This window comes from Nocardioides sp. (assembly GCF_030149505.1).
GTDB lineage: Bacteria > Actinomycetota > Actinomycetes > Propionibacteriales > Nocardioidaceae > Nocardioides.
On sequence record NZ_JASBRN010000076.1, the window covers coordinates 14,332 to 31,518 of the forward strand.

At 73.6% G+C, this 17,187-nt stretch carries 15 protein-coding genes; 7 read left to right on the forward strand and 8 right to left on the reverse strand.

Annotated features, from left to right (window positions below; genetic code table 11):
- Positions 1-16: 16 nt before the first annotated feature.
- Positions 17-1,282: an MFS transporter gene (locus Q1V71_RS17290; RefSeq protein WP_300645425.1), complete on the reverse strand. Its 1,266-nt coding sequence runs from the start codon at positions 1,280-1,282 to the stop codon at positions 17-19.
- Between the two features lie 228 nt (positions 1,283-1,510).
- Between Q1V71_RS17290 and Q1V71_RS17295 the strand changes: the two genes are divergently transcribed.
- Positions 1,511-1,975 (forward strand): MarR family winged helix-turn-helix transcriptional regulator, encoded by a 465-nt coding sequence (locus Q1V71_RS17295; protein ID WP_300645426.1) that lies wholly within the window; start codon positions 1,511-1,513, stop codon positions 1,973-1,975.
- 121 nt (positions 1,976-2,096) lie between these two features.
- A complete protein-coding gene (locus Q1V71_RS17300; RefSeq protein ID WP_300645427.1) occupies positions 2,097-2,309 on the forward strand; it encodes a hypothetical protein in 213 nt (70 codons plus the stop codon).
- 25 nt (positions 2,310-2,334) lie between these two features.
- On the opposite strand, the gene Q1V71_RS17305 is transcribed toward Q1V71_RS17300, so the two are convergent.
- Complete coding sequence (locus Q1V71_RS17305) at positions 2,335-3,789, reverse strand: hypothetical protein (RefSeq protein WP_300645428.1); 1,455 nt, start codon at positions 3,787-3,789, stop codon at positions 2,335-2,337.
- A gap of 66 nt (positions 3,790-3,855) precedes the next feature.
- Here Q1V71_RS17305 and paaI point away from each other — a divergent pair, with 66 nt between their 5' ends.
- From paaI to Q1V71_RS17320, 3 genes are all read left to right on the forward strand, one after another.
- Positions 3,856-4,308, forward strand: a complete 453-nt coding sequence (gene paaI, locus Q1V71_RS17310) for a hydroxyphenylacetyl-CoA thioesterase PaaI (protein ID WP_300645429.1) — start codon at positions 3,856-3,858, stop codon at positions 4,306-4,308.
- Positions 4,309-4,368: 60 nt separating this feature from the next.
- A complete protein-coding gene (locus Q1V71_RS17315) occupies positions 4,369-4,857 on the forward strand; it encodes a hypothetical protein (RefSeq protein WP_300645431.1) in 489 nt (162 codons plus the stop codon).
- 294 nt (positions 4,858-5,151) lie between these two features.
- Entirely contained in the window at positions 5,152-5,700 is a 549-nt protein-coding gene (locus Q1V71_RS17320) for a hypothetical protein (protein WP_300645433.1), read from the forward strand.
- Between the two features lie 45 nt (positions 5,701-5,745).
- Here Q1V71_RS17320 and Q1V71_RS17325 read toward each other — a convergent pair whose 3' ends face one another.
- The 4 genes from Q1V71_RS17325 to Q1V71_RS17340 form a co-directional block, all read right to left on the reverse strand.
- The gene (locus Q1V71_RS17325) at positions 5,746-7,929 is read right to left on the reverse strand and encodes an ATP-binding protein (RefSeq protein WP_300645434.1); all 2,184 of its coding nucleotides are present in this window, start codon (positions 7,927-7,929) and stop codon (positions 5,746-5,748) included.
- A gap of 192 nt (positions 7,930-8,121) precedes the next feature.
- A complete protein-coding gene (locus Q1V71_RS17330; RefSeq protein ID WP_300645436.1) occupies positions 8,122-8,997 on the reverse strand; it encodes a dioxygenase in 876 nt (291 codons plus the stop codon).
- A complete protein-coding gene (locus Q1V71_RS17335) occupies positions 8,994-10,055 on the reverse strand; it encodes a maleylacetate reductase (protein ID WP_300645437.1) in 1,062 nt (353 codons plus the stop codon). The genes Q1V71_RS17330 and Q1V71_RS17335 overlap by 4 nt, the downstream gene beginning before the upstream one ends.
- Positions 10,052-11,872 carry an FAD-dependent monooxygenase gene (locus tag Q1V71_RS17340; protein WP_300645438.1) on the reverse strand — a complete coding sequence of 607 codons (1,821 nt, stop codon included), beginning with the start codon at positions 11,870-11,872 and terminating at the stop codon, positions 10,052-10,054. The genes Q1V71_RS17335 and Q1V71_RS17340 overlap by 4 nt, the downstream gene beginning before the upstream one ends.
- 488 nt (positions 11,873-12,360) lie before the next feature.
- Between Q1V71_RS17340 and Q1V71_RS17345 the strand changes: the two genes are divergently transcribed.
- Positions 12,361-13,815 carry an HNH endonuclease signature motif containing protein gene (locus Q1V71_RS17345; RefSeq protein ID WP_300645440.1) on the forward strand — a complete coding sequence of 485 codons (1,455 nt, stop codon included), beginning with the start codon at positions 12,361-12,363 and terminating at the stop codon, positions 13,813-13,815.
- Positions 13,816-14,067: 252 nt separating this feature from the next.
- Here the strand turns inward: Q1V71_RS17345 and Q1V71_RS17350 are convergent, their stop codons facing one another.
- Positions 14,068-15,030 carry an AraC family transcriptional regulator gene (locus tag Q1V71_RS17350; RefSeq protein WP_300645441.1) on the reverse strand — a complete coding sequence of 321 codons (963 nt, stop codon included), beginning with the start codon at positions 15,028-15,030 and terminating at the stop codon, positions 14,068-14,070.
- A gap of 50 nt (positions 15,031-15,080) precedes the next feature.
- On the opposite strand from Q1V71_RS17350, the gene Q1V71_RS17355 reads away from it, so the two are divergent.
- Positions 15,081-15,683 (forward strand): TetR/AcrR family transcriptional regulator, encoded by a 603-nt coding sequence (locus tag Q1V71_RS17355; protein ID WP_300645442.1) that lies wholly within the window; start codon positions 15,081-15,083, stop codon positions 15,681-15,683.
- A 7-nt stretch (positions 15,684-15,690) separates the two neighbouring features.
- Here Q1V71_RS17355 and paaK read toward each other — a convergent pair whose 3' ends face one another.
- Positions 15,691-16,998, reverse strand: coding sequence for a phenylacetate--CoA ligase PaaK (gene paaK / locus Q1V71_RS17360; RefSeq protein ID WP_300645444.1), 1,308 nt, complete (start codon positions 16,996-16,998; stop codon positions 15,691-15,693).
- Positions 16,999-17,187: the final 189 nt, after the last annotated feature.

The following is a 17,187-nucleotide window of genomic DNA, read 5'->3' on the forward strand; positions in this document are numbered from 1 at the left end:
CTTGTCTCCGGGACGGTCAGGCGTGGGTCGGGTCGACGGGGCTCGGGGTGGTGTGCGCCTCGACGGTGCGACGCACGACGGTGAGGGTCAGCAGCAGTGCACCGGCCGCTGCGGCGACCAGCAGCCACAGGCCGATGGCGTAGGACTCGGTGCGGCCGTAGACGTAGCCCATGAGCAGCGGCGGCACGAACCCGCCGAGCCCGCCGGCCGCGCCCACCAGCCCGGTGACACCACCGACCCGCGAGGGCTCGGCGACCTGGGCGATGAGGGCGAAGGTCGCGCCGCTGCCCGAGCCGAGCGCGGCCGCCATAGCCAGGAACGCCACGGTGCCGATGCCGTCCAGCGGCGGGGTGCCGGCCGAGACCGCCGCTCCGACCACCACCACCGCGAAGCCGCCGGCCAGCACCGGGACCGCCCCCATCCGGTCGGCGAGCCAGCCGCCGACCGGACGCATCAGCACCGCGACGACCACGAAGCCGGCCATCCGGTTGGCCGCGTCGGCGGCGGTGAGGTCGTGGGCGGTCTTGAGGTACGCCGGCAGGTAGACCGAGAAGGCGACGTACCCGCCGAACGCGACGGAGTAGAGCAGGCAGGCCTGCCAGGTGAGCGGCAGCCGGGCGTTGGCCCTGAGCCGGCTGGCCAGCGACGTGGTCGGCACGGTGCGGCCCGGGGCGTCGCGCAGCACGACCCACGCGAGCACGGCGTAGAGCGCCAGCGCGACCGCGGTGATGACGAACGGGGCGGTCTCGCCGACGTTCGTGAACAGCTTGACCGTGGTCAGGGCACTGATGGCGGTGCCGCCCATGCCGGCACCGAAGACGCCGACGGCCAGGCCGCGGCGCTCGGGCGGGAACCAGGCGTTGACGAAGGGGACGCCGACGGCGAAGGCGGTGCCGCCGATGCCGAGGAAGAAGCCGCCGACCAGGATCAGGACGTAGGAGTCCAGGGCGGCGAAGGCCAGGAACAGCACTGGCACCACGGTCGCGGCCGAGACCAGCGGGAACATCACGCGCCCGCCGTACCTGTCGGTGAGCGCACCGACGACGATCCGGCCCAGCGAGCCGACGATGACCGGCACCGCGACCATGAGCGAGACGTCCGCCTCGGTCAGGGTCCCCAGGCGGCCGTCGTCGCGGAAGAGCGGCCCGAGCGGGCTGAGCAGCGCCCAGGCCCAGAAGTTGAGGGCGAACCCGAGGGTCGCCACCCCCAGCATCAACCACGGCGAGCGCCGCTCGCCCTGGGCCGGCGCGGCGGCGTCCCGTGTGCGGATGTCCTGACTCACGACTGCTCCCCTCTGTGCGCCCGGTCACACCTGGGCCCACACCATGGCACATCCGCACGGCCTCCCGGCAGGGGCAGGGAGGGTGCGGATGTCGTGCCTCCACACTCGGTGACGGTCGGTGCGCGGCGTCAGGGACCTTCGGCCCGAGGCTGGCGACTGGAGGTCCCGTTCCATGCCGCACGGCATGCACCGGCGTACGACGGGTGGCGCGGGCGCGATGATGAGGCCGTGCCCGACGAGACCGACCTCGACCGCGCCGCGGCCGCGCTGCTCACCACGAGCCGGGCGCTCATCGGCGTGTCGCTGCGCTCGATCGCGGCCGCCCCGGTCGAGGTGACCCTGCCCCAGCACCGGCTGCTGGTGCGGCTGGCCTCGCGGGGGCCGCAGACCGTGAGCGCCCTGGGCGGCGAGCTCGGGATGGGCCAGCCCGCCACCACGCGGCTCGTCGACCGGCTCGAGCGCGCCGGCCTGGTCGAGCGCAGCCGCTCCACCACCGACGCCCGCGCCGTCGAGGTCGCGCTGCTCCCCCAGGGTCGTGAGGTCGTCGACGCCGTCACCGCGGCACGGCGCGCCGAGCTGGCCCACCTCGTCGACCAGCTCAGCCCGACCGAGCGCCGCGCGCTCTCCCGGGGGCTGACCGCGCTCAACCGGGTCGCCGGCGAGCCGCCGGACGCCGAGTGGCCCCCCGGCTGACCCTCCGAGGCCGAACGGGCAGGACCGTGCGAGGACCGGCCCGCTCGACCGTCCCCGCCTGCCCGAGTGAGGGGTCCCCGCGGGAGGACGGGCCGGCCGTCGTCTCCCGTAGGGTCGGGGCATGCCCCAACGCGACCTCTTCGTCGTGGTCGCCGTCGACTCGATGGTGCGACCCAACCTCCGTGCCTACGGCCCCCTGCCCGAGGCCGACGCCGTCGCGCTCGCGACCGAGATGAACTCCGAGCAGGGCAGCACCGGCCCCGGCACCTTCCACGCCATCCCGCTGTCCTCGCCGGGGGCGCTGGTGCGGGACCTCACGACCCCCGAGGACTGACCGTCCCGAGAAGTCAGCGCGGGCTTCAGCGACGCAGCAGCGTGCGCGCCGGGCCGCGGAGGCCGACGACGTAGAAGCCGGAGTTGCCGTCGGAGTACCAGACGTGGCGGCGCTTGACGTCCCACGCGGGGCGGGCCATGGCGAAGGCACCCGCGGCGGTCGGTTGGACCGTGCTGCTGCCGGGCAGCACCGGCCGGTTGAAGTAGGCGACCTCGCGGGGGTTCGCCAGGTCGGAGATGTCGAAGATGCGCAGGCCGGAGACGATCATCGCGCAGGCGACGAGCTTGGGGTTCTTCGGGTAGGGCACCGAGCAGTAGTGCGCGGCGTAGCCCTGCACGGGGATCGCCGCGCCGGGGTCGAGGGCCTGGTCGCCACCTCCGCCGAAGCCGGCCTCGTGCACCTCCAGGCGCAGGTCGGAGACGACGCGCGGACGGCGCGGGTCGTCGACGTCGATGATCCGCGCGGCGCCGACCTCGCGGTCGCCCTGGTAGTCGGCGTACTCGTCGGTCTCCAGGACGTAGCGGCGACCGCCGCGGGTGAACGGCTCGGCCGACTGGGGGATGGAGACCGTGTCCCACGTGAGGTCGGAGACGACCCGCACCTCGGGGTCGGTCTCGCGGTCCTGGACCTCGGAGACGTCGAGGATCCGCAGCCCGGCGTTGTCCATCGCGCCCGGGGCGGCGCCGGTGACAGCGACGTACATCGTGCGGCCGTCGGGCGAGAGCCGCAGGCCGTGGTAGCGCACGCCGGTCTGCTCGAAGACCTGCTCGGGCTCGCGCGGGTCGGTGATGTCGATGGCCGTGAGGTTGCCACCGGCGGTGCCGGCGACCCAGAAGGTGCGTCCGTCAGGGGCGAACCCGCTCTCGTGACCGAAGGAGGCGGCGCGCGAGGAGGAGAGCAGCTCGGGCCGGCGGCAGTCCTCGCTCACGTCGTAGAGGTCGACGATCCCGATGTTGGTCGCCGGGTTGCCGAGGACGGCGGCCAGGATGCCGCGGCGCTTGTTGACCAGCAACGACTCGTGCGGGCTGAGCATGGCCGGCGAGGTGAGGGTGGCGGTCTGCACGGGGTTCCGCGGGTCGCTCATGTCCAGCACGATCACGCCCAGGCCCTGCACGGCGTTGAAGAGCACGTCGCGCGGGAAGAGCAGCGTCGAGTCGTAGTAGGCGCAGGTGCGACCGGTGCGGTCGGTGTAGCGCTCGACCTTGAAGCCGCCCGAGGTGCCCTGCCGGGCGACCTGCACGGCGTTGCACTGGTAGCCCTCGAGCGCCCGGCCGCTGAGGTACTCCGCCAGCGGCACCCGCCCCTGCGTGCCGGTCTCGGGGCGGTCCTGCGGCGAGGTGCACCGCGCCTGCGGGGTGCCGGCGCGGTCGGCCTCGTCGGCGGCGGTGCCGAGCTGGGCCGCGCCGAGGGTCCCGGCACCGAGCACCAGCGACGCGGCGACGAGCAGGAGACGACGTACGGCGGGGCGCGCGGGCTTCACCTCCGCAGGGTAGCCGCGGGAGTGACCGCCATCACGGGATCGGCCGACTTCTGGAAGGGTGGCCCGGTGACCACCCCAGCACCGGACGAGGACGAGGTCGCGCGCCGCAGCGCCGCGCACATGTGGGACGCCGACGCGGCCAGCCGGGCGCTCGGCATGCGCCTGGTCGCGGCCGGGCCCGGGACGGCTACGGTCTCGATGGTCGTGCGCGCGGACATGGTCAACGGCTGGGACGTCTGCCACGGCGGCGTCGTCGCGACCCTGGCCGACAGCTGCTTCGCGGTCGCGTGCAACTCCCGCGGCACCGTCACCGTCGCGTCGGGGTTCGACGTCTCCTTCCTCGAGAGCGCGCGGCTCGGCGAGGAGCTCGTGGCCGTCGGCCGGGAGGTCGCGCTCCGCGGCCGCTCGGGCCTGTACGACGTCGAGGTCCGTCGCGCGGACGGGACCCTCGTCGCGGCGTTCCGCGGGCGCAGCCGCTCGCTCGGCACGCCGAACCCGGCGCTGCCCGCAGCGACCTGATCGCCGCCGGGACACGAACGGGTGTCACGGGGTCCCCGGTCCGCCTGGTAGCCAGGGGGCATGCGCGCACTCCGCACAGCTCTCGGGTCCCTGGTCCTCCTCGCCGGTCTCACGGCGTGCACCGCCGAGGAGGACGAGCCCTACCAGGCCTCGATCGGGACGAACGAGCGCACCGAGCGGCTCGACGCCCTCGGCTTCGCGATCGTCACCGACGGCGAGGGGAACGGCCGCGTCGTGGGCACGCTGCTCAACACCACCGACGAACCGGCCGCCCTCGTCTCGGCCGAGGTCGACAGCGAGCGCGGCCCCGTGACCGCGGCGGTGCTGGAGGAGGAGATCGACCTGCCGCCGGGCGAGCCGGTCGAGCTCGCCCGGGTGCCGGCCGTCTCGGTGCAGGCCGACGACCTGCCGGTCGGGTTCTTCGTCGAGCTCACGCTGGAGCTGGACGACGGCAGCACCGTGGACCTGCTGGTGCCCGTGGAGCCGCAGGAGGGACCGTACGCCGAGATCGAGGTCGAGGTCCCGCCGGACGGCGACGTCTCGCCCTGACCGGTGCTCCAGGAGCCGTGCCCGGCGCAGCGGTGTGTCCGCCGCGGTGGACCGCGGGGGCACCCGCCCGGCACCGGGGCACGGCCCCTGGGGTCGGGAGGTGTCGGGGCGCGGTCGGAGGAGCCCGCCGCACCCCGCGCGGTCGGCGTGACGATTCACCCGATCCCCGCACGAGAGGTGCCGGGACTGGCCGCTGGACAAGCCTGCGTGCCGAGGCGAGCGGGTGCGCGCGCTCCGGGGTGGACTTCACGGCTTCTTCATGTGGTCGTGGGTGCCTGCCCGTACCGTTCGCCCATGACCTCCCACTGCGCCTGCGGCCTCCTCGCGGTCGCACGCTGCGGGCGGTGCGACCAGCCCAAGTGCCACACCCACATGACCCACACCTACGGCACCACCGCGGTCCGTAGCCTCTGCGCCGACTGCGCCGCCGAGGTCGACCGCGAGAACACCCGCGAGCGGCAGCGCGTCGACGTGCGGCTGCTGCAGACCGACGCCCACCACCGCCGTGCCGTGCAGGCCACCGTCGAGCGACTGGTCGCCGCCGGCTCGCCCGGGGCCGTCCCGCACGTCCTGGTGACGCCGAGGCGGCTGCTGCCCGACCGCACCGAGCCGCAGGGCGTCGACGGCTTCCCGGTCGGGGTCCTGCGCTACCGCTTCACCAGCGCGTCGGTCGCGCCGGAGGGCGAGGACGCGGTCATGACCGAGGAGACCGAGGCGCTCGTGCTCACCGACGGCCGGGTCGTGGCGGTCGGCGGGGGCGAGCTCGTCGACGTCGACCACGGGGTCGTCCGCGACCGGCTGGAGGCGTTCGCCCGCCGGCACGGGGTCACCCCCGGGACCTAGGGCCGACCGACCAGCCGCACCTCGACCGCGCGGCTCCCCACCTGGTCATCCCGCCGCGCGGGCCCGGGGCAGAGTGAGCGCGATGACCGTGCCGCCGCCCAGTCGCCGACGGGCGTTGATGGTGCCGCCGTGCCGCGTGACGACGCTGTGGCAGATGGCCAGCCCGAGGCCGCTGCCGCTGACGCCGCCCCCATGGGCGCGACGGAAGGGCTCGAAGACGTGGTCGATCTCCTCGGCAGGGATGCCGAGTCCACGGTCGGCGACCTCCAGGAGCACGTGGGGGCCGTCGCTGCGCACGACGACGCTGATGAGGGGGTCGCGGTCGGGGGCGGCGTACTTCACCGCGTTGCCGACCAGGTTGTCCAGCACCTGTCGCAGACGCTCCCGGTCGGCCGTGACCGTCGAGCCGGGCGGGACGTCGACCGTGAACGACACCTCGGCCGGGTGCGGGTTCTCCTGGTGGGTGACCACCACCTCGGCGACCAGCTGCCCGAGGTCGACGGCGGAGCGGTCGAGGTCGGCGTCGCGTGCCGTGACGTAGTCCAGCAGTCCCTGGATGAGCAGGTGCATCCGTCCAGCGGCCCCGGCCGCCCGGGCGAGGAAGTCCTCGACCTGCGCCGCGCGTCCGTGGCAGTCCTCGCAGGCCTCCGAGGCCAGCGTCGCCTGCAGGAGGGCGAGGTAGCCGTCGACGGCGGTCAGCGGCGAGCGCAGGTCGTGGGCGACGACGCCCGCGAAGGACGCCAGCTCGTCGCGGCGCTGCCGCTCGGCCGTGATGTCACGGAAGACGGCGACCGCACCGGCCAGGCCGCTCGCGGGGTCCAGCGGCCGAGCGCTCACGGAGAGGGTCACGCCTTCGGGGCGGGCCGCGTTCCGCACGACCAGCTGCCCGTCGCACGCCTCACCCTGCAGGGCCCGCTGCAGGGGCAGGTCCTGGACCTCCATTCGCTCCCCCTCCAACCCGAAGAGCCCGTAGTGCTCCGCCCAACGACCGGGGTCGTCGACGTCGCCGATCGCCCGGTCCGCCAGCGGGTGCGCGGGATGCAGGTCGACACCCAGGAGGGCTCGCCCCGCGGGGTTGTGCACGAGCACCGAACCGTCGGCGTCCACGACCCCGACGCCGTCCCCGATGCTGTCCAGCACCGCGGTCAGCATCACCGCCTGGCGCCGAGAGCGCTCCTCCGACGCGGCGAGCTCGGCGGTCGCCTCCGCGATCTTGACCCTCGCCGTCGAGCGCCCGGCGGCCAGCAGGTGCACCAGGGCCGCGAGGGCGGCGCTGAGGCCCGCCCCGGTCACAGCGGCCACGCCGGGCGTGCCGACCCCACCGCCGACGAGCGCGTCGGTGGCCGCCTCGACGTCCACGGTCCAGGCGGTCTGGGCGACCTGCACGGCCTCGCTCGCGGCCATGAGGTCCTCGTCCGGCTCGAAGGCGTCCTCCGCCTCCGTCCTGGCGACGCGGACGGGCGGCGCGCCCTCGGCCGCGGGCGCCGAGAGCGTCGCCGCGACCCGTCCCTGGCCGGTGCGCGCGAGGAGGCCGCCCATCAGGTCCTGGCCGCGGATCCCCATGAGGACCCAGCCCCGCAGCTCCTGGTCCGGCCCCCCGAGCACGGGCGCCACCAGGCTGAAGGAGGCCTGGCGCTCCTCGGGCGGCAGGTCCTGGTCGATGATCAGCTCGTAGGGCCGGCTGATCCGCGGGGCCCCGGCGAGCTCGGCGTCCTGGACCGCCGCGAACGCGTCGGCGGCCACCGTGACGTCGATGCCGGTGCGACCCTCGGGACTGCCGTCCAGCGGCCGGCTGAAGACCGCGAACACGTGCCGGTCGACGTCGGGGTTGAGCCGGAGCACCAGGCCGGTGGAGCCGCGGGCTCGCCACACGCGCTGCGCCCGCTCGACCTGGTCGGTCGCCACGTAGGGGGTGAGGAAGGCGATCGAGGTGGCGCCCTGGAAGTCCACGTCGACCATCGGTCCGGTGGCCGCGTCGAAGCGCGCACCCGTGACCGGGCCGCCAGCTGCGAGTGCACCGGCGACGAGCTCCAGCGCGACGACGTACCGCTCGGCCTCCTGCTCGACCGCGCTGGTGACCAGCTCGGTGCGAGCCTCGAACCTGCGCTCGGCATCCGCGGCGTCACGGTGGCGCAGGTCGAGGGACACCGCCGCCGTCGCGACGAGGCCCACCAGCGCGACGGCGAGCGTGAGGGCCCACACCCGCGCCCTTCCCAGCGGCGACCTCATGGCGCGCGCCACCTCCCCACGGGCGGCACGTCGGCCCAGGAGGACCGCCCCCCGTGCCACCCGATCCGATGATCGGTCCCCGCGGACGGTCGCGGGACCGAATCGTCGAGAAAGCAAAGAGGGGTCCAGATCAGTGGTGCCTGCGCTCCGTGGTGTGGCCGAACCCCTCGCCGAACCCCCGCCGGCGTGCGATCACCCGCGACCCAGCACCACGTCGAAGCGCGTGGAGGACCAGGCGCGGCCGCCGAGGTCGCGACCGTCGGGGGTGGGGTCGTCGGCGCCGTGCTCGACGAAGTCCTTGACCAGCGACTCCTTCACGCCGAAGACGCTGTCGCTGGCGAGCAGCTCGTCGCCGCGCACGAAGATGTGCGTCACCAGCGTCCGCAGCCCCTCGGCGGTCACCATGAAGTGCAGGTGGGACGCGCGCATCGGCGAGCGCCCGGTCGCGGCGAGCATGGCGCCGACCGGCCCGTCGTGCGGGATCGGGTACGGCGTCGGCGTGATGCCCCAGAAGGAGTAGCGCCCCTCGTCGTCGGTGAACAGGTGGGCGCGCCCGGTGGTCCGCCCGTCGGCGTACTGCACGTCGTAGAAGCCGTCCTCGTCGGCCTCCCACACCTCGATCCGCGCGCCGGCGACCGGTGCACCGGCGGTGTCGCGCACGGTGCCCTCGACCCAGCAGGGCTGTCCCGGGGCGCCCATCGCGATGTCGCCGCCGTGCTCGATCCGCGGGCTGTCCTCGACGAAGAACGGCCCGAAGACCGTCGCCTCGGTGGCGTCGCCGTCGGCCGGGTTGTTGACCGTGATGGTCTGCATCGAGGCGCCGAGGGTGTCGGAGAGCAGGATGAACTCCTGGCGCCGCTCGTCGGTCGTGTGCCCGACCGCGGTGAGGAAGTCGATGCCTTGCTTCCACTCCGCCTCGGTCAGCCGCACCTCGCGGAGGAACGCGTGCAGGTGGCGCACGGCCGCCTGGGTGAGCTGGCGCAGCCGCGCGTCCGGGGCGCCGGCGAAGGAGTCGACGACCCGCTGGACGAGTGCCTCCTCGCGCTCGGCTTGTTCGTCGTGCGTCATGACGGCTCGCTTCCTTCCAGCGCCCGGCGCAGCAGCTGCTCGAGGACCGGGCGGGTGACGGGGACGGGGTTGGACGGGGGTGCGACCTCGAGGACGGCCTCGACCGCGGCGGGCAGGTGCTCCTCCTCCAGGCCCAGCGCGCCGAGGGAGCGCGGGGCGTCGACGCGCTCGCGCAGGGCGGCCAGGCCCCCCAGGGCGGTCGCGCTGCCGAAGGCCTCGGCCAGCCGGGCCTCGGCGTCGGGGGCAGCCGGCGCGTTCAGGGCCAGCACGTGCGGCAGCACCACGGCGTGGGTGGGCGCGTGCGGGAGGTCGCGCAGCCCGCCGAGCACGTGGCAGATCTTGTGGTGCAGCCCGGAGCCGGCCGAGGCGAAGGCGACCGCGGAGAGGTACGCCGCGTAGAGCAGCTCCTCGCGCGCCTCGAGGTCCTGCCCGTCGGCCACGACGGCCGGGAGGGCTCGCGCCAGCACCCGCGCCCCCTCGGTCGCCAGGGCGGCGTTGATCGGGTCGGCCCGCGGCGCCCACAGCGAGTCGACGCAGTGGGCCAGGGCGTTGAGACCCGAGGCCACCGAGAGGTCGACCGGCAGCGAGGTCGTGAGGCTGGCGTCGTACACCACGCAGCGCGGGAGGACCCGCGGGTCCGAGCCGGTCGTCTTGCGGCCGTCCTGGGTCAGCCCCCACACGTCGGTCGCCTCCGAGCCGGCGTACGTCGTGGGGACGGCGACCACGGGCAGGCCGCTGGTCAGCGCGACCGCCTTGGCCAGGCCGGTCGTCGAACCGCCGCCGACGCTGACCACGAGGTCGGCGTCCACCTCGGTCGCGACCGCTCGCGCGAGCTCGGCGACCGCGACCGGGACGTGCATCGCGACCTCGTCGTGGACGCGCGCGACCGGCAGCCCGTCGGTGATCCGACCGGCCAGGGCGGACTCGGACGGCGCGGCGAGCACCAGCACCCGCTGCGCACCGAGCTCCTCGACCTCCGCGGCCAGCGCGCCCGCCGCGTCGCCGGTGGCGAAACGGATGCGCTGCCCGAGGGTGTCGTGGACGAAGGAGCGGGTCATGCCACGCCCTGGTCCTGTTCGCCGGACCCGCGGCTGAGGACGGCGGTCAGGGCGGAACGCAGGGCGCCGACCGGGTCCTCGGGGAGCGTGCGCGCCCGCCACGCGACGTGCTTGTCGGGTCGGACCAGCAGGGCCCCGCTCTCCTCGACCTCGCGCCGGCGGGACCAGTCGTAGTAGAGGTCGGTGACCTCGCGGCCCGGACCGATGACGACCGCCTCCACGGGCACCCCCAGCTCCTCGGACACCGTCCGCGCGGCGTCCTCCCACGCCTCGCCGGCGATCCCGGTGATGACCGTGAAGCGGTGGTAGGGCGCGAGGTCCATCATCGCGACCTTGCGGACGTTGTCGCCCACCCACGCGTGCGGCAGGTGCGAGCCCGGGACGGTCGAGGCCTCGTAGTAGAGGTCGGGGTCGCGGGTCGGCTCGGGCCGCGCGCTGCCGTCGCCGACGACGGCGCTGGACTCGTAGAACTGGCCGAGCTCGACGCCGTGCGCGTTGAACTCGTAGTGCTTGAGCTCCATCGCCTTCACCAGCGCCTCGCGCTTGGCCAGGCCCTCCGGGGTGTTGAGCTTGCGCTCCTCGATGGCGGCGAGCATCTCCTCCTCGGTCTCGGCCTCGGTGACGCCGAGGGCGACGAAGAGGTCGACGAACTCGCGGCTGGACCGGTTGGCGCGCTTGACGATCCGCTCCGCGACCGGTGCCCGCTCGACCGAGTAGGTCTCGAGCAGCTCGGGACCGGCCTGCCCCCGCAGCACCGCGGCGATCTTCCACGCCAGGTTGTAGGAGTCCTGGATCGAGGTGTTGGAGCCCAGGCCGTTGCTCGGCGGGTGCCGGTGGACGGCGTCCCCGGCGCAGAAGACGCGGCCGGACTGCAGGTGCGTCGCGTACATCTCGTTGTTGCCCCACAGCGACGTGCCCGTGATCTCGACGTCGAGGTCCGGCATGCCGAGCAGGTTCCGCACGATCTGCTTCGCCGCCGCCTCGTCGACGGTCGGCGGCTCCTCGTTGATGTCGTAGCCCCACACGATCAGCCACTCGTTCCACGGCCGGACCATCCGCACCAGGCCCGCGCCGATGCCGCCGACGTTCGACCCGGGCTGGATCACCCAGTAGAGGACGGAGGGCCGGTGGTCGCAGTACGCCGCGATGTCGGCCTTGAAGGTGATGTTCATCGACCCCGCGATGTCCATCGCACCCTCGTAGGGCAGGCCGATGTCGGCCGCCACCTGGGACCGCGCCCCGTCGGCCCCGATGAGGTACTTCGCGCGGATCGTGTACTCCGCACCCGTCAGCCGGTCGCGCACCTGCACGTCGACGCCGTCGGCGTCCTGGGTGTGGGAGAGGTACTCGGTCGAGAAGCGCGCCTGGGCCCCGCGGGCGCTGGCGTTGCGCACCAGGATCGGCTCCAGGTAGTTCTGCGGGATGTCGACGGTCAGGCAGGGCGACTCGCGCTGGTAGTCGGCCTCGCGCTCGGGGCTGGTGCCCCACGTGAGGATGCGGCCGATCTCCTCCCCGGCGATCGAGGTGCAGAAGACCGTGTCGCCGATGAGGTGGTGGGGTGCCGCGTCGGCGAGCACCTGCTCCTCGATGCCCATGTCGCGGAAGATCTCCATCGCCCGCTGGTTGGTGATGTGGGCCCGCGGCGTGTTCGCGGTCCAGCGGTACTTCGTGATCATGATCGTGTCGATCCCGAGGCTGGCCAGGAAGAGGGCCGCCGAGGATCCGGCAGGTCCGGAGCCGACGACCAGCACGTCGGTCTCCACGGTCGGGGTCGTGGGCAGCGCGGTCTCGGCCTGGCCGTCGTCGAACGTGGGCACGGGTCCACCTTCCTGGGCCGGTCGTTCGCCGGCACACCTGCGAGTGTCGGCGGTCACACCCACGCATCCCAGGCTCGCGTCGCATGAGGGCCGGAACACGCAACCCTGGCCGATCCAGGCATCTGGCGCTGGATGGTCGAGCCAGCGAGCGACAGCGCCCCCACTCGCTGGTCGAGGTGCGAGGAGTGTCAGCGACTCGCCACGAGACCCCGGTACGCCGGTCGCCCTGCTGTCATCCCGTGGTTGCTCCCTGGGTCACCGCGGGTGGGTCGTGGCGCGTTCGCGCCGCAGCAGGTCCTGATCAACGGGAAAGCGTGGTCACCGTGGCTGCCGCTTGGGCTTCTTGGTTGCGGTCGGCTGCTGCCTCGCCCTGCGCTGGGGTGCTCGCTTCGGTCGGGCTTCGATCGGCCCGCCAGAAAGTCGCCTTCTTGCTGCCTTGACCTGGGGAAACACTGTCAATCGAACGTGTGTTCGACTACACTTTCACCATGTCCACCAGCTCCCTCCTCGACGCGATCCGCGCCGCCAAGCGGCGTGAGGACGACGCGGCGCGGGAGCTGCTGATCGGGGTCGCGGACTGGGCGGACCGTCACACCACCGGGGTCCTGATGCCGGACCTGTACGGCACTTACTCCGACCCCGATGAGGAGGCGTACGACGCGGCGGAGGCTGCGTGGATGTCGCGGTTCGGGATGCCCGGTGCGGACACGATGCTGGAGCTGGCCGGTGCCGGTGCCCCCGAGGTCTCCGACTTCGCAGTCACCGAACTCGCCACCGCGCTGGGCCGGACCAGGGAGTCGGGGCGGCTGCTGGTCGGGGACGCGGTCGAGGCCAAGCACCGCCTCCCGCGGGTGTGGCAGCGGCTCGTCGCCGGGCAGGTGACCGCGTGGCGGGTCCGCACCCTCGCCCAGGCCACCAAGGCCCTGTCGGAGGAAGCGGTGGGGTTCGTGGACGCCCAGGTCGCCCACGTCGTCCACACCGCCGGCCCCCTCACCGTGAACCGACTCGTCCTCGAAGCCTCGGCGCGGTTCGACCCCGAGTCGGCCGAGGTCCGCGAGTGCGACACCCGCTCCAACCTGTTCTTCGACCTCGACCTGGGCACCCCCGCCACCTGCGTCGGGACTGCGTCTGCGGTGTCCGCCGACGGGCTGCTGGACCGGGCTGATGCCGAGGACCTCGAAGCCGCGATCCGCCAGATCGCCCACCAACTCCTGCTCGACGGCTCCACCGACGACCTCGCGATCCGCCGCGCCAAAGCCCTCGGCTACCTCGCCCGCGGCCAAGACAATCTCCCCGACACCGACCACGAGGCGACCGAGGCCGAGGCGACCGAGGATGGTCGAGCAGCGAGCGCCAGCGAGCGTCGTCGAGACCGCGCAACCCACACGCGCACCGCACCCCGCCGGGTCGTGGTCCTGACTGTCCACCTCAGTGACGCCGCGTTGACCGGCGCACCCCAGACTGACCCCGTCACCGGCAAGCTCGGCCTCAACCTCGCCAGGGTCGAGAACCACCGCCAGCTCCTCACCGCCGACGCCGTACGCGAGTGGTGCGGGGTCCCCGGCACCCAGGTCGTCGTCAAGCCCGTCATCGACCTCCACGACACCGTCGCCGTGGACTCCTACGAGGTCCCCGACCGCATCGCCACCCGCGTCAAGCTCGCCAGGACCACCTGCTCGTTCCCCCACTGCCGCAGGCCCGCGGACTCATCGGACCTCGACCACACCATCGAGTACGTCCCACCCGACCAAGGCGGACCACCCGGCCAGACATCGACAGACAACCTCGCTCCGCTCTGCCGGCACGACCACCGCGCCAAGACCCACCCCTCCCCGACAGGCAGACCCTGGGCCGTCCGAGGACTCTCACCAGGCCACTGGCTCTGGACCAGCCCCCACGGCCACCGCTACCTCGTCCACCCAGACGGCACCACCCCACTCTGAGCACCACCCGCTGAGCCGCACCCGCTCGCAGCCCGACCACCGCCCAGGCGGCCGGGCTACCAGCACGCCCTCCGGCGTCCTACCGTCACCGAGGGCCGAGCGGGCAAGGACTTCGCGAGGCTCTGCCCTGCGCGGACCTGTCGACCGGATGACAGGGATCTGCGCATCCGAGGAGCAGGCATGAGCAGGAGCGCGGTGACAAGGGCGCGATGACGACGGCCCTCCGTGCCCGGGGGTCGTCGGACGAGGGAGTCAGGCGAGCGAGCGGGCCAGGACCGCCCGGCGACGCACGTCGGCGGCGCGCTCGTCGAAGCGGGCGGTGAAGGCGTTGGAGAAGTGGGCGGCGGAGGCGAAGCCGCAGTGGTGCGCGACCTCGGCGATGGTCATCGAGCTGACTGCCGGCTTCTCCAGCATCGTGCGCGCGAGGTCGAGCCGTCGGGCCAGGACGTGCTGGGGGAAGGTCGTGCCGAGCTCGGCGAAGACCCGCGACAGGTGCCGCGGGCTGAGGCCGATGGCGGCCGCGACCTTGGAGGCCGACAGCGACCGGTCGCGCAGGTGGCGCTCGATGTAGGCGCGGGCGGCGGCGGCGTACGCCGTCGGGCCGTCGGGCCGGCCGGGCGAGGCGAGTGCCCCGACCAGCTCGAGCAGCTCGCCCTCGTGGACCACGACGGGGTCGTCCTCGCGGACCGCCGAGCCGACCAGGTGCGCCAGCGCCTCGGCGTACGGGTTCTCGCCGGAGCCGAACGGCACCACGACCGGTCGGGGCAGGGCGGCGATGCCGGTGGCCTCGGCGAAGACCTCCTGGGGCACCTTCAGCACCAGCTCCTCCAGCCCCTGGGAGAAGCCGCGCATGAACGGGCGGTCGGCGTCGCAGACCAGCAGCTGCCCCGGCCGGAGGGTCCGCACCCCGTCGTCGTGGTAGTAGAACGCCTCGCCCCGGAGGCCGAAGAACAGGGCCACCGCCTGGGTCGGGCGCTGCCTGACCAGCGACAGGTCGCGCTCGACCACGTGCGAGGTCCCCTGCACCCGCGCCATGTGGACGCGCTCGAGCTGCAGGTTGACCTCGGTGGCGTCGAGGGCGGAGTCGGTGAGGGTGCGGCAACGCAGGCCGATCAGGGCGTCGGCGTTGTGGGTCTCCCACAGCTCGACGCGCTGCTCCTCCGGCAGCCCCACGGTCGAGAACGACCGCGGCGCCGGTGGTGTGACCTGCGTCATGATCTCGAGCATAGGCAGGCGCCCCACCCCCCTGTGGGAGCCTGGATCCCGTGACCGAGCAGCAGCCGCGCGCGCGGAGGGGACGCCCCGGCCACGACCGCGCGGCGGTCCTGGCGGCGGCAGTGGCGCTCTTCATCCGCAAGGGGTACGACGCCACCACCATCGACGACATCGCCAAGAGCCTCGGGGTCACCAAGTCGGCGGTCTACCACCATGTCGACTCCAAGGAGGAGCTGCTCTCGGCGGCCCTGGCCGAGGCGCTCGACGAGCTCGACGCGACCGTGGCGGCGGCGACCCAGGCCGACGGCCCGGCCGTCGAACGGCTGCACGAGGCCGTGCGGCGCAGCGTCGAGGTGCTGGTCGCCCACCAGCCCGCGGTGACCCTGCTGCTGCGGGTCCACGGCAACACCGCCACCGAGGTGGCCGCCCTCGAGCGCCGGCGCCGTATCGACCGCGCCCTCGCCGGGCTGGTCCGCGAGGCAGTCGAGGAGCGCGGCCTACGCGGCGACCTCGACCCCGACGTGGTCAGCCGACTGCTCTTCGGCATGGTCAACAGCCTGGTCGAGTGGTACCGCCCCACCGGCCCGGTCAGCAGCGAGCAGCTGGCGCAGGCCCTGACCGCCCTGGCCTTCGAGGGCCTCGACGCCCGCTAGCCAGCTCTCAGCGGGGCGGGCGCCGGTCGACGATCCGCCGCATCTTGCCGACCGAGCGCTCGACGCTCTCGGGGTCGACGACCTCGACTCCCACCGACACCCCGATCGAGCTCTTCACCAGGTGCCGCAGCTCGGCACCTGCCTGCCGCCCGGCGTCGACGCCCACTCCCTCGCGCCGCTCGACCAGCACGGTGAGGGAGTCGAGGTTGCCCTCGCGCTCCAGCACGCACTGGAAGTGCGGCGAGAGCGCGGGCAGCTTCAGCACCAGCTCCTCGATCTGGGTCGGGAAGAGGTTCACCCCCCGCAGGATGATCATGTCGTCGGTGCGCCCGGTGACCTTCTCCATCCGCCGCATCGTGCGCGCGGTGCCCGGCAGCAGCCGGGTCAGGTCGCGGGTGCGGTAGCGCAGCACCGGCATCGCCTGCTTGGTCAGGGAGGTGAGCACCAGCTCGCCCTCCTCGCCGTCGGGCAGCACCTCGCCCGTCACGGGGTCGATGACCTCGGGATAGAAGTGGTCCTCCCACACGTGGAGGCCGTCCTTGGTCTCCACGCACTCGCTGGCCACGCCGGGCCCGATGACCTCCGAGAGCCCGTAGATGTCGACCGCGTGCATGTCCAGGCGCTGCTCCATCTCGCGGCGCATGTCGTTGGTCCACGGCTCGGCGCCGAAGATGCCGACCTTGAGCGAGGTGCTGCGCGGGTCGATCCCCTGCCGCTCCATCTCGTCGACCACCGAGAGCATGTACGACGGCGTCACCATGATGATGTCGGGCCGGAAGTCCGAGATCAGCTGGACCTGCCGCTCGGTCATGCCCCCGGAGACCGGCACCACCGTGCAGCCGAGCTTCTCCGCGCCGTAGTGCGCCCCGAGCCCGCCGGTGAACAGCCCGTAGCCGTAGGCGTTGTGCAGCACGTCGCCCGCCCGGCCGCCGGCCGCGCGGATGCTGCGGGCCACGACGCTCGCCCACACGTCGAGGTCGTCGCGGGTGTAGCCGACGACGGTGGGCTTGCCGGTCGTGCCGGACGAGGCGTGCACCCGGGCGACCTGCTCGCGCGGCACCGCGAACATCCCGAACGGGTAGTTCTCCCGCAGGTCCGCCTTGGTCGTGAACGGCAGCCGCGCCAGGTCGGCGAGCTCCTTCACGTCGTCGGGGTGCACGCCCGCGGCGTCGAGCGAGGCCCGGTAGTGCGGGACGTTGTCGTACGCGTGGCGCACCGACCAGCGCAGCCGCTCGGTCTGGAGCGAGCGCAGCTCGTCGAGCGAGGCGGTCTCGATCGACTCGAGGTCACCGGGGCGCGGGCTCAGGTCCTGCATGGGTCAGTCCTCCTGGTGCGTGGGAGACGTGGTGGTCGGTCGAGCAGGCGAGCGCCAGCGAGCCGGACCGCTTCCGTGGGTCGAGCAGGCGAGCGCCAGCGAGCCGGACCGCTTCCGTGGGTCGAGCAGGCGAGCGCCACCGCGCCGTCCGCGAGGCCGCGGGAGGTGTCAGTGGGGGCCGAGCACCGA